Raw genomic sequence first — 12371 nt, forward strand, 5'->3', positions numbered from 1 at the left:
AAGACTTGCCGGACCTCTCCGGCGCTTTCCCATGCGCAGCCGCCAAAGCCAAGACGGCGCCGCCCGCCATCGGCCGCTTCAGAGCGCCTGCTTCCTGAACAGGATGCGATCTTCCGGCCCGAACCCGCGCCGCCAGATCACCACGCCATAGACGCCGAGGATCGCCGGAATGCCGAAGGCAAGCTCGACCCATTCGGGCATGAGCTTTGCCGCAAAGCCCACCAGCACGGCCGGCGCTGCCGCCCAGATCAGCGGCCAGCGCCAGTTGCTGATCCGTTCACCCAGCAGGCTGCCCAGCAGCCACGACTTGGCGAGCGACGCGCAGCCCAGCGAAATGGCCAGCGCCGCCGCTGCGCCTGCCGCCTGCATGAGCGGATCGAGCCCGGCGCGGCGCGCGGCCAGCATGAAGCCCACCGTCAGCGCCGCCTGCAGTGCGATCGTCGCAAGACTGATCCACAGATTGCGCAGCCGCGCGATGTAGATCAGCGCCGCCTCGCTCACCACGGCGGTCGCGGCGGCCACTTCGGCGGCGAGCAGCAGCGCCAGCGCGGCGGTTCCGGCAACGAAGCCCGGGCCGACCAGCCCCATCACCGCTGCGCCGGGAATACCCAATGCCAGAGCCACCCCGGCCTGCGCCGCGATGATCCAGAACCCCACCTGGCACACCTGCCGCGCCACGGCGGGGAAGTTCCCCCCTTGCAGGTTGCGCGTGATCACCGGGCCGAGGATCGGCTCGAAGCTGGTCTTGAGCTTCTGCGGCAAGGTCGCGACTTGCTGCGCCACGTAGTAGATGCCCACCACCGCCGGCGGCGCCTGGAACACGCCGAGCAGGAACAGATCGAGCTTGCGCGTGCCCCATTCGACCGCGTCGGCACCGGCGAGCGGCAGGTTGCTCCCGGCAAGGCGCAGCAAGTCGATCGGGCGCGGCGACCACTGGCGCGGCACGCCATAGCTCCGCAGCAGCGGCACGAAGGCGGTGAGCGTCGCGGCGAAGATCGAGGCGACATAGGCAAGGATCAGCCCGGATTCGCGGATCGGCAGGAACGCCATGCCCGCCACCCACACCAGCCCTGCGACGATCGACAGCGTCCACGGCTCGACCACCGAGCGCGCGCGCACCGTGGTGCCCACATCGAAGCGATAGGCGAGCGCGGCCAGCGCGATATCGCCGAGCGCAAGCGGCACGATGGTGAGCGGGAGCAGGCGCTGGAGCTGGGTATAGTGCCCGGTCGGGAACATCGGCGCCGGGAAGAAATAGAGCAGCGCGGCCATGACCGCCGAGACGAAGCCCGACAGCAGCAGCGCATCGGCGACCACTTCGGCGCCGTCGCGGTCATCACTGGCGAGTTGCTGCGCAAGGCCGCGCTTCTGGCCGAGCGTGGCGAGCTGGGCGGCCAGCTCCACCGCGATGGTGGCCGAGGCAAAGCGCCCGAGATCCTCCGCGCCATAGAGCCGCCCGGCGATGAACAGGAACGGGATGCGCGCAGCGAGCCGCAGCAGGAAACCGAGGAAATTGGTCCGCCCGCCCTTGGCCAGCGCGGCAATATCCTGCTGTTCGGCGGAAAGAGGCGTGGCGGATTCAGCCAAGGGGCGCCTCCGCCCGAAGCGGACGGGCCAGCAACTTCGCCACCAGCGCGCGCGGGCTGATGGTGCCTTCGAGCAGGGCGGCGACGCCTTCGGCAATCGGCATGGCGATACCGCGTTCCTCGGCAACGCGCACCAGCACCGGCGCGGTGAAGGCGCCTTCGGCCACCGTGCTGCGCTCGGCGAGCAGCGCCGCCGCGCCGCCGGTACGGTCGCCTTCCGCGCCAAGCGCCATGCCGAGCGCGAAGTTGCGGCTTTCGGAGGAGGAGCAGGTCAGCACCAGATCGCCGAGGCCGGAGAGCCCGGCCAGCGTTTCCGCCTCCGCGCCCATCGCGAGGCCGAGGCGCTGCATTTCGGCAAAGCCCCGGCTGATCAGCGCCGCGCGGGCATTGGCACCAAGGCCCAGCCCTTCGACCACGCCGCAGGCAATCGCGAGCACGTTCTTGACCGCGCCGCCGATGGAAGCGCCGATCACGTCGGCCGAATAGTAGGGCCGGAATGCGGGCCGCGCGATCACCGGCGCCAGCCGCGCCCATTGCGCTTCCCCGCCCGCGCAGGCGAGCGTGACAGCGGTCGGCAGCCCATCCGCCACTTCATGCGCGAAAGTCGGGCCGGAGAGCACCGCCAGCGCCGCGCCGGGCGCGGCGGCGGCGGCCACATCGCTCATGAGGCGTCCCGAGGTCTGCTCGATACCCTTGGCGCAGAGGACAATATCCGCGCCGCGCGGCGAAAGCTGGCCCAGCACCGCACCGAGATGCTGCGCCGGTGTCACCATCAGCAGCATCGGCAGCGCGGCAAGGTCTGCCAGCGCGCCCGTTGCCCGGATCGACGGGTGGAGGTCCGACCCCGGCAGGAAGCGCGGATTGCGGTGTTCGGTGTTGACCGCCTCGACCACATCGGCCTCGCGCGCCCAGAGCAGCACCTCGCGGCCATCGCTCGCCAGCATCTGCGCCAGCGCCGTGCCCCATGCGCCGCCCCCGACAACGCCGACTCCGACGCCGACCTGAGGAGCCCCGCTCATGCCTTGACCCCCGCGCCGCGCACCGGCTCGGCATCGGGATCGAGCGGCCAGCGCGGGCGCGCCAGCACATCGAGCGGGTCGGTCAGCCCCGCCGCAAAGCGCTCCGCCCCGGCCCAGCCGATCATCGCGGCATTATCGGTGCATAGCTTCGGCGGCGGCGCGACCAGCGGCAGACCCGCCTCGTCGGCCAATGCCGTGAGCGCGCCGCGCAAGCTCGCATTTGCCGCGACCCCACCGGCGACGACCAGCGCCGTCACCGGCCCCGCAGCCGCCATGGCGCGCCGCGTCCGGTCGATCACGCAATCGATCGCCGCCTGCTGGAACGAAGCGGCGATGTCGGCCTTGCGGTGCACCCCGGCATCCCGCGAGCGCATCACCGCGCTTTTGAGGCCGGCGAAGGAGAAATGCGGCTCTGCGCTGCCCAGAAGCGGACGCGGCAGCGGGACGGCTTTCGCATCGCCCTCGCGCGCCAGCCGCTCGACCGCAGGGCCGCCCGGAAAGCCGAGGCCGAGGATCTTGGCGGTCTTGTCGAAAGCCTCGCCCAGCGCGTCGTCGATGGTGGTCGCAAGGCGGCGATACTGGCCGAGCCCGCGCACTTCGAGGATCTGGCAATGCCCGCCTGATGCGAGCAGCAGCAGATAGGGGAAACCCAGACCCGGCTCCGCCAGCCGCGCCGAGAGGGCATGGCCTTCGAGATGATTGACGGCGAGCAGAGGCTTGTCAGCCGCCATGGCGAGCGCCTTGGCCGTGACGAGGCCGACCATCACCCCGCCGATCAGGCCCGGCCCCGCTGTGGCGGCAATCGCATCCATGTCCGCCAAAGTCAGCCCCGCATCCTGCAGCACCGCGCCGACCATGGGCGCGAGGGTTTCGGCATGGGCGCGCGCGGCAATTTCTGGCACAACGCCGCCATAGGGGCGGTGTTCCTCATCCTGCGAGGCAATGCGCTGCGCAACGATGCGCGCGGCGAGCGAGGTGCCCGCCCCGTCGATCACGGCGACGGCGGTTTCGTCGCAGGAGGATTCGATGCCGAGGATCAGGGCCATGGGACACTTTCCCTTAGAGACATTCGCAGGTACGGCAAGTCACGCATGAACACGCTCACTACACCGTCCGCAGCAAACCCGCTCAAGCTGGGTACGCGCCGCTCCCCGCTCGCCATGGCCCAGGCCGAGGAAACCCGCCGCCGGCTCTGCGCCGCGCATGGCTGGGAAGAGAGTTTCGTCGAGCTCGTCACCGTGGTCGCCAGCGGCGATCAGGTGCTCGATCGCCCGCTCGCGGAGATCGGCGGCAAGGCGCTGTGGACCAAGGAACTCGATGCCTGGCTTGCCGATGGCAGCATCGATTTCGCGGTCCATTCGATGAAGGATGTCGAGACCGAACGCCCCGAGGCGCTGATGATTGCTGCGGTGCTGCCGCGCGAGGATGTGCGCGATGTGCTCGTCGGCGCGGAGAGCGTGGCGGCCATCCCGGCAGGTGCCCGCGTCGGCACCAGCGCCCCGCGCCGCGCGGCGCAGATGCTGCATGCCCGGCCCGATCTCACCGTGGTCGGCTTCCGCGGGAATGTCGCCACGCGGCTCGGCAAGCTCGAGGCGGGCGAGGCGGATGTGACGCTGCTTGCCGCCGCCGGGCTCAACCGGCTCGGCCAGAGCGGTGTCGGCAGCCCGCTCGATGCGGACACCTGGCTGCCGGCGCCTGCGCAGGGCGCCATCGGCGTCGAATGCCTTGCCGCGCGGACCGATCTCGTCGCGCTGCTCGATGCCATCGATCACAAGCCGAGCCACGCCGCCGTCATGGCCGAGCGCGCGCTGCTGCGCGGGCTGGGCGGCACCTGCCATAGCCCGATCGCGCTGCTCACCACCGCCGAGGGCGCAGATCTGACGCTGCGCGCCGCACTCTTCAGCCCCGATGGCGCCGAGCGAGTCGAGGCCAGCGCCACCTTCCCGGCCGGCGACAGCGAAGGCCCCGCAGCGCTCGCCCGCAGCCTGCTGGCGAGCGCACCCGAGGCGATCCGCCGCCACTTCACCGGCGGCTGAGGCCACCCGGGATGATCCCGGTCATCGTCATCCGCCCCGAACCGGGAAACGCCGCCACTTTGGCCGCCGCGCAGGCGCTTGGCCTTGATGCCCGCGGTTATCCGCTGTTCGACATGGCCCCCGCGCCATGGTCCGCCCCCGATCCCGCCGCCTACCGCGCGCTCCTCGTCGGCAGCGCCAATGTGTTTCGACTCGGCGGCGCGGGACTTGCGCAGCTGCAGGGCCTGCCCGTCCATGCCGTCGGCGCCGTCACGGCAGAGACTGGCAGCGCGGCCGGCTTCACCGTGGCATCGATTGGCGAGGGCGGCTTGCAGCCGATGGTCTCCGCGCTGCCACCGGGACGCTATCTGCGCCTTGCCGGCGAGAAGCGCGTCCCGCTCGCCATGCCTGCAGGCGTCGCGGTCGACGACGTGGTGGTCTATGCCGCGGCCGGTCTGCCGATGCCGCCCGAACTCATCCAATTGCTGGCGAACCCCGCCCTTGTCTTGCTCCATTCCGGCGAGGCTGCCGCCCATTTCGCCGCAGAATCGGCGCGGGTCGGCGTGGCGCGCGGCAACATCGCGCTGGCCTGTCTTGCCCCGCGAATCGGGTTAATGGCGGGTGAAGGCTGGCAAAACATTGAAATTGCTGAGACACGAAGCGATCAAGCAGTGCTGGCACTCGCGGTTCAAATGTGCGAGAAAGTGTCACCAAGAGGACACTGACAACTGAAAAATGATCCTATGCAGGACATGACCTTTGGTTCGCCCCTCGCCATGCAACGCTCCCGGACGGGGCGTGGGCGGGCGGTGCTTGCTGTCCTCTTCCTCCTCGCATTGCTTGCCGGCGGCGCCTGGTACGGCTGGCAGACCGGCTGGCTGGAAGTGCATGTTTCGGGCTTCGCTCCGGCCTCGCCCATCCCGTCGCCCTCGGCCTCGATGTCGCAGGCTGCCGCGCAGACCACCGCCAACCTCGCCGCAACCGACGCCGCGCTGACCGCTGCTGCAGCCAAGGTCTCCGCGCTCGAACAGCGCCTCGCCGAGCTGAACCAGCAAGCCGCTGCCGCTGCCGGTCAGGCCACGCAGGCTGAAGCCCTGCTCGTCGCCTTTGCCGCCCGCCGCGCGATCGAACGGGGGCAGCCGCTTGGCTACCTCGAAACCCAGCTGCGCGTGCGCTTTGGCAGCACCCAGCAATCCGCTGTGGACCGGGTGATCGCCTCGGCGCAGAAGCCGGTCACGCTGTCGATGCTGAGCGAGACCTTCGAGAAGCTCGGCCCGCAGCTGATCGGCGGCGCGCAGAGCGAAGGCACGTGGGACTGGCTGACCCGCCAGATGGGCGAACTCTTCGTCATCCGCCATGCCGACAGCCCCTCCCCCACCGCCGAAAGCCGCGCGATCCGCGTGCGTGAGGCGCTGGCAGGGGGCCGCATCGATGTCGCTATCGCCGAAGTGGAGCGCATGCCGGGCAAGGATGCGGCGACCGAATGGCTCGCCCATGCCCGCGATTTCGTGGCCGCGCAGCGCGCGCTGGATCAGCTGGAAACCGCCGCGCTGTCCTTCCCGCCGACGCCGCCGGTGGTGAAACCCGAAGCGGCAGCACAGACAAATCCGGCGTCCAGCGCCGCGACTGAACCGGCGCCCGCCGCCTCGCCTGCCGCCTAAGCCGGCTGCAGCAAGCTCGGCAGCGCGCCGCTCATGCCGCGCGCTTCGTCCATGAAGAAGCGCTTGAGCGCGGGCAAGCGCTGCACGCCCGCCATGCCGAGCCGCCGGATCGCCGAAGGGATCCGCCCCGGCACGCCGAACAGCCGCGTCAGCACGTCGGTCGCCGCCGAGACCATGAAGGTATCCGCCGCGCGCCAGCGTTCGTAGCGGGCAAGCAGTTGCGCATCGCCGGGATCGAGCCCGAGGCGCATGCCGTCGGTCAGCACTTCCACCAGTGCCGCGACATCGCGCAGGCCGAGGTTCAGCCCCTGCCCGGCAATCGGATGCATCCCGTGCGCGGCATCGCCGACGAGCGCGAGCCGGTCCGAAACCATCTTCGCGGTGTGGTGGAAATTGAGCGGCCACGACGAACGCGGACCCATCAGCCGCACCGTGCCGAGCACATCGCCCATGCGTGCCTGCACCGCGCTCTGGAACGCGCCATCGGGCAGCGCCATCGCGCCGGGCGCGTCCTTCTCGCTCACCGTCCAGACCAGCGCCGAGCGGTGATTGCCCTCAGCATCGTCGAGCAGCGGCAGCAGCGCGAAAGGCCCCGCCGGATAGAAGATTTCCCACGCGACGTTGTTATGCGGCTTCGCATGAGCCAGCCCGACGATCATCGCGCGGTGGCCATAGCTCCAGCGCGCGGGCGTGAAGCCCGCCTCGTCACGCGTCGGCGAAGCGCGGCCCTCGGCACCGACCATGAGGCGCCCCTTGATCACGCGGCCATCGGCGAGCGTGACCGCCACACCGTGCGCATCGCGCGTCCGTTCTGACACGCGGGCATTGGGGAGGAAGGTGATGAGGTCCTCCTTCGCCGCCGCATCGTACATCGCGACACGCAGATCACGGTTGGCAAACATGCGGCCGAGCGAACCATCACCGGGTTCGGGCTGAAAATCGATCCGCCCGGGCTTCATCCCGCCGGTCACCGCAATCGAATCGATCGGGCAGCCGAGCGGCTCAAGCGCATCGGCGAGGCCCAGATGGCTGTAGAGATTCCAGCTCGCCGTCGAAATCGCCGAGGCGCGGCCATCGAACCCTTCCGCCGTCTGCGCGGAAGGATCGGAGCTGTCGATCACACAGCTGGGGATGCCGGCCTTGGCAAGCCCGATGGCGAGCGTCATCCCGACAAGCCCGCCGCCGATGATCACGATGTCAGACGTCAGGGTCTCGCTCACTTCGTCGCTCCGCACGTATCACCGCTCCCCGCATCGAGATCGAGGCAGCGCCCGTCAAATGCGCCGGCCGGGACCGGCAGGCCGATCAGTGCCGCAAGCGTGGGGGCGATGTCCACCGTCTCTACGGGACTCGGCTGTTCGAATCCGGTCATCCCCTTGCGCCAGAACAGCATCGGCACGCGGCGATCATAATCCCACGGCGAGCCGTGCGTCGCGACATAGCCCGGACCTGGCACCGGAATCGGCACCACCCCGCGCTTCAGCATCAGCACGAGATCCCCCGAACGCGGGGGGTAGAACGAGGCTTTGGCGCGCGCGATCAGCGGCCAGGTTTCGGGCGAACCGGTTCCGACGGGCGCGGCGGCGATCTCATCCGCGGTGAAGGCCGCGGCGACGTCCGGATTGGCAACCAGTTCGGCCTTCAGCGCTTCCAGCGCGCGGGCCTTGTCGGCAGGGGCCAGATCGCGCCGCAGCCAGATATCGCCGGAAGGCCCATCGGAAAGGACAAGGCCCTTCGCATCGAGCCCGGTCTTCGCCGCGACCGCTGCGCTCAGCGCTTCGGGCAGCAGCGCCTTGCTCACGCGGTGCGACGCGGGCAGCGCCTGCTCGCCCAGCCGTTCGGGCATGTCGAACCCGCCGTGATCGGCCGTCAGCACCACGGCATAGTCGATGCCTCGGCTGTCGAGCGCGATGAAGAAATCGCCCAGCGCCAGATCGAGCTGCTGAAGCTGGATGCACATTTCCGCGCCTTCGGTGCCATAGCCGTGACCGACATAGTCCGTCGCCGAAAGGCTGACCGAGAGCACATCGGGCGTGGCCCCCTTGCCGAGCTTGTTCTCGTCCACCAGTTCGGTCGCGAGATCGAGCGTCGCGCGGTCAAGCCGGGGCGAGGCGCGGAAGGCATTCCTGTCGCCTGCGGCCATCGCGAAGCGACCGGTGCCGACCGCGAACGTGGCACTGAGCGGCACCGCGCGATCCTTGCCCTTGCACCATTCGGGCAGCGGCAGTTCGGGTGCGCCTTGCGCCAGCACTTCGCCCAGCGCCTTGTTTTCATTCACCGCCGCCGGGGTGAGCGCGCGCCCATCGAGCGTGGCAAACCCTGCGCCCTTCCACCAGTAGACGCTGTCGATCACATGCCCACCCATCATCAGCGCACCGCGATCCTTGCCCGAGACGGCGACGTTGCGGCTGGCGGGCCAGAGCGCCTTGATCCGCTCGCCCAGCGTGGGGACGAGGAGATGGCTGACCGAGGCGACATAGTCCTTGGGATCCGCCGCAGTCTGGTTCTCGTCCTCGGCGCAGTAGACCTGCTTCTTGCTGCGGAGGGCCGACTGGTCGATCCAGGTGTTGGCGATGATCCCGGTGCGCGCGGGGTGCACGCCGGTGAGGATCGTCGAGTGTCCGGGGCAAGTCTCGGTCGCGGCATGGCTTTGATAACCTGCCGGGAACACCGCGCCCGTGGCGAGGCGCGCTAAGCCGCCGGTGAAGTGCGAGCGATACTGCGCGAAGAGATCGGCAGAGAACTGGTCGATCGAAATCGCGACAATCAGCTTGGGTGCGTTCGCGGCAGGCTGGACCGCCGGGGCCGCTGCCGGTGCCGGGGCCCGCTTCGCTGCCGGACGGGCGAGCCCGTAGTGCGGCAGGGCGATCACGGCCGCAAGCGCGGCGGCGCCCAGAGTAAAGGAGCGGAACCTGCGAAGCGCCATAGGAGGTAACCTTTCTCGGTACTTGGCCGAACCGGAGTCGCCTGTCCGCGTTCGGGCCGCTGCGTGATGGCCCCGGCGGCGCATGCGCGCAAGGGGCCTCGCATGGCCACTTGCCCGCAAAGGCACGAGGGGCATTGGCGCCCGGCGGACAGGTGGCCAAAGCGATCACGGTGAGATAGACGGCGCATATGGCATTCCTGCGAAACATCGTCCTCCTGCTTGCCGCCTGCTGGCTGGCGCTGGCCGGCGCACCCGCTTTGGCGGAAGGGCCCCATATCCGCGCCTCGCTGCTCGCCGAACGGCCCGCACAACCGGGCGAGACGGTGACGCTCGCGGTGCTGATGCAGCCGGACAAGGGCTGGCACGGTTACTGGAGCAATCCGGGCGATGCCGGCCTGCCGATCACGCTCGATTGGACCCTGCCCTCCGGCGCGAGCACCGGTGCGCTCGCATTCCCGGTGCCGCAGACGCTGCTGCTGCAGGGCTTGATGAACCACGTCTACGAGCATGACTATGCCGTGCTCGTGCCGTTCACCGTTCCCAAGGATGCGGCGCCCGGCACCACCTTGCCCATTTCGGCCAAGGCCAACTGGCTCGCCTGCACCGAGGCGATCTGCGTGCCCGAGAGCGCCACGCTGCAAGGCACGGTGACGGTCGGGTCCGGCCCGGCCGACGCGCGCTTCGATGGCTGGCGGGCCGCACTGCCTGCCCCGCTCGACCGGCAGGGCACGTTCTCGGCCACGAGCACAGGCTGGCGAATCGGCCTGCCCTTCCCGGCGAGCGCGACGATTGGCGAACCGCACGTCTTCATCGACGCGCAGGGCGTGGCGAGCTACGCCAAGCCGCAGGCCTTCAGCCGCGTGGGTGATACGCTGGTGGTCGAACTGGCCAAGGCCGCCGTTCCCTCGCCTGAAGCCCCGCTTTCGATCAGCGGCGTGCTTTCGCTTGGGCTTGGCGCCAAGGGCGAGTCGCTGGGCGGTATTGCCTTTACGGCTGCACCGGGCGCTGTCCCCACTGGCGGCACGCCGCTCGGCAAAGGCAGCGCGCCCGCGCCGTTCTCTGCTGCGACGCTGGTGCTGGCGATTCTTGGCGCGCTGGTCGGCGGGTTGATTCTCAACGTCATGCCCTGCGTGTTCCCGATCCTCAGCCTCAAGGCCATGGCGCTGGCCCGCGCGGGGAGCCACCACGCCCATGTCGAGGGCGTGGCCTATACCGCGGGCGTGATGCTCGCCTGCATGGGGCTTGGCGCGGCGATGCTGGCCTTGCGCGCGGCGGGCACGCAAGTGGGCTGGGCGTTCCAGTTGCAGGATCCGGGCGTGGTGGCGCTGTTGCTGCTGCTGGCGGTCGCGATCACGGCGAACTTCATGGGACTTTATGAGCTGCCCGGCCTTTCGATCGAAAGCGGTGCGGCCGGCGCGAAGAGCGGCTGGCTGGGTGCGTTCGGCACCGGGCTGCTGGCCGCGTTCGTTGCGACGCCCTGCACCGGTCCGTTCATGGCTGCCGCTGTCGGCGCGGCGCTGGTGCTGCCAGCATGGGCGGCGATGGCGGTGTTTGCGGCGCTCGGCTTCGGCCTTGCGCTGCCGTTCCTGCTGCTCGGCTTCGTGCCCGCGCTGCGGCGGCTGCTGCCGAAGCCGGGCGCATGGATGGAGCGCTTCCGCCGCGCCATGGCGGTGCCGATGGGGCTGACGGTGCTGGCGCTGTGCTGGCTGGCGTGGCGGCTTGGCGGTCCCACGTATGCGGGCGGAGCGGTGGCACTTGGCGTGCTGGTCGTGGCGCTGCTGGTCGCCATCGGGCGGGCGCAGCGGCAGGGCCTTGGGACCGCGAAGTGGGCGCTGCCGGGCAGCATCGCGCTCGCCGCGCTGGCGCTTGCGGCCACGCCGCGTCTGGCGACGGCGGGCCCCGGCGGCGAAGTCGAAGCCGGGCTGCTCGATGCCAAGCCCTTCAGCGAGGCCGCGCTGGCCGAGGCGCGGGCGCAGGGCAAGCCGGTGTTCGCCTATTTCACGGCAGACTGGTGCCTCTCCTGCAAAGTCAACGAAGCCGCCGCCATCGAGCGCGAGACGACGCGCGATGCCTTCAAGAAGGCCGGCGTGGTCGTGCTGGTGGGCGATTGGACGCGCCGCGATCCGAAGATCACCAGCTTCCTTTCAGAGCAGGGCGCGGCGGGGGTGCCGCTTTACCTGTGGTATCCGGCCAAGGCTGCCGAGCCGCAGAAACTGCCGCAAGTGCTGAGCGCAGACTTTATGGCAGGGTTGCCGAAAGGGTAAGGCCCCGTCACATAAAGTCGCCCAAGTCCCTTCGTCATTCCCGCAAAGGCGGGAATCCAGGGCGTCATGCGCATCGGCTCTGGATTCCCGCCTTCGCGGGAATGACGAGGTGGGTTGAAGTGGGCAGGAACCTACAAACTCTGCCCGTCATCCACTGTGATATGCGAGCCCGTCACCTGCCGCGAGGCGTCGCTAGCGAAGAACACCATCGGTTCGTCGAGCGCGGTGATATCGGTCAGGCGGCGGCGGGGCCAGGTGTTGATCTGTGCCTTGCCGCCTTCGGTATCGAACCAGTCGCCCGCGATTTCGGTGCTGATGTAGCCGGGCTGGATCGTGTTGACGCTGATCCCCAGCCGCGCCCATTCCTGCGCGAACTGGCGGCCGAGGTGCTGCACGGCGAGCTTGGTGGAGGCATAGGAGGCATCGCCCTGCCCGGTCATGTGCGAGGTGATCGAGCCGATCAGGATGACGCGGCCCTTCTCGCTCTGCTTGGAGCCCGCCTTGATCATCCGCCGCGCGCCTTCGCGCGCGGTGAGGTAGACGCCGGTGAAGTTGGTATCAACGACGCTGCGGATGCCCTCTGCCGGCACATCGATCGCGCGGCCCGGCACAACGATCCCGGCATTGGCGACGACCACATCAGGCACGCCGATCTCAGCCTCAGCCGCATCGAAGGCCGCGATGATCGAGGCTTCGTCGTTCACATCGAGCGCCACAGCCAGCGCTTTGCCGCCGCCCGCATTGATCTCGTCCGCCAGCGCCTGCACGCGCTCCACGCGCCTTGCCCCGATCACGACCGCCGCGCCCTCGCCCGCATAGAGCCGCGCGAAATGCGCGCCGAGGCCCGAAGAAGCGCCGGTGATCAGCGCGATGCGTCCTGCCAGTCTGTTACCCGTCATG

At 69.6% G+C, this 12371-nt stretch carries 10 protein-coding genes; 4 read left to right on the forward strand and 6 right to left on the reverse strand.

All coding sequences use genetic code 11. From position 1 onward, the window contains the following. Positions 1-78 precede the first annotated feature (78 nt). The 3 genes from K5Q19_RS03185 to tsaD are packed head-to-tail and all read right to left on the reverse strand — an operon-like array spanning position 79 to position 3651. Positions 79-1587, reverse strand: coding sequence for an oligosaccharide flippase family protein (locus K5Q19_RS03185; RefSeq protein WP_292941095.1), 1509 nt, complete (start codon positions 1585-1587; stop codon positions 79-81). Then, on the reverse strand, positions 1580-2605 hold the full coding sequence (locus tag K5Q19_RS03190) for an NAD(P)H-dependent glycerol-3-phosphate dehydrogenase (RefSeq protein ID WP_292941096.1): 1026 nt from the start codon (positions 2603-2605) through the stop codon (positions 1580-1582). Before K5Q19_RS03190 ends, K5Q19_RS03185 begins: the two co-directional genes overlap by 8 nt. Then, positions 2602-3651 (reverse strand): tRNA (adenosine(37)-N6)-threonylcarbamoyltransferase complex transferase subunit TsaD, encoded by a 1050-nt coding sequence (gene tsaD, locus K5Q19_RS03195; RefSeq protein ID WP_292941098.1) that lies wholly within the window; start codon positions 3649-3651, stop codon positions 2602-2604. The genes K5Q19_RS03190 and tsaD overlap by 4 nt, the downstream gene beginning before the upstream one ends. A gap of 45 nt (positions 3652-3696) precedes the next feature. Here tsaD and hemC point away from each other — a divergent pair, with 45 nt between their 5' ends. From hemC to K5Q19_RS03210, 3 genes are all read left to right on the forward strand, one after another. Beyond that, positions 3697-4641 (forward strand): hydroxymethylbilane synthase, encoded by a 945-nt coding sequence (gene hemC / locus K5Q19_RS03200; RefSeq protein ID WP_292941100.1) that lies wholly within the window; start codon positions 3697-3699, stop codon positions 4639-4641. An 11-nt stretch (positions 4642-4652) separates the two neighbouring features. Then, positions 4653-5345: a uroporphyrinogen-III synthase gene (locus K5Q19_RS03205; protein ID WP_292941102.1), complete on the forward strand. Its 693-nt coding sequence runs from the start codon at positions 4653-4655 to the stop codon at positions 5343-5345. 84 nt (positions 5346-5429) lie between these two features. Further along, entirely contained in the window at positions 5430-6281 is an 852-nt protein-coding gene (locus tag K5Q19_RS03210) for a hypothetical protein (protein ID WP_292941104.1), read from the forward strand. On the opposite strand, the gene K5Q19_RS03215 is transcribed toward K5Q19_RS03210, so the two are convergent. Together K5Q19_RS03215 and K5Q19_RS03220 are read right to left on the reverse strand one after the other, a co-directional pair. Then, positions 6278-7501 (reverse strand): UbiH/UbiF/VisC/COQ6 family ubiquinone biosynthesis hydroxylase, encoded by a 1224-nt coding sequence (locus K5Q19_RS03215; RefSeq protein ID WP_292941106.1) that lies wholly within the window; start codon positions 7499-7501, stop codon positions 6278-6280. The genes K5Q19_RS03210 and K5Q19_RS03215 overlap by 4 nt on opposite strands. Further along, positions 7498-9207, reverse strand: a complete 1710-nt coding sequence (locus K5Q19_RS03220; RefSeq protein WP_292941108.1) for an alkaline phosphatase family protein — start codon at positions 9205-9207, stop codon at positions 7498-7500. The genes K5Q19_RS03215 and K5Q19_RS03220 overlap by 4 nt, the downstream gene beginning before the upstream one ends. Positions 9208-9395: 188 nt before the next feature. Here K5Q19_RS03220 and K5Q19_RS03225 point away from each other — a divergent pair, with 188 nt between their 5' ends. After that, positions 9396-11471, forward strand: coding sequence for a protein-disulfide reductase DsbD domain-containing protein (locus K5Q19_RS03225; RefSeq protein ID WP_292941110.1), 2076 nt, complete (start codon positions 9396-9398; stop codon positions 11469-11471). 131 nt (positions 11472-11602) lie between these two features. Here K5Q19_RS03225 and K5Q19_RS03230 read toward each other — a convergent pair whose 3' ends face one another. Beyond that, positions 11603-12370, reverse strand: coding sequence for an SDR family NAD(P)-dependent oxidoreductase (locus K5Q19_RS03230; protein ID WP_292941112.1), 768 nt, complete (start codon positions 12368-12370; stop codon positions 11603-11605). Position 12371 lies beyond the last annotated feature (1 nt).

It is taken from the genome of Novosphingobium sp. (genome assembly GCF_019748365.1).
Taxonomy (GTDB): domain Bacteria; phylum Pseudomonadota; class Alphaproteobacteria; order Sphingomonadales; family Sphingomonadaceae; genus Novosphingobium.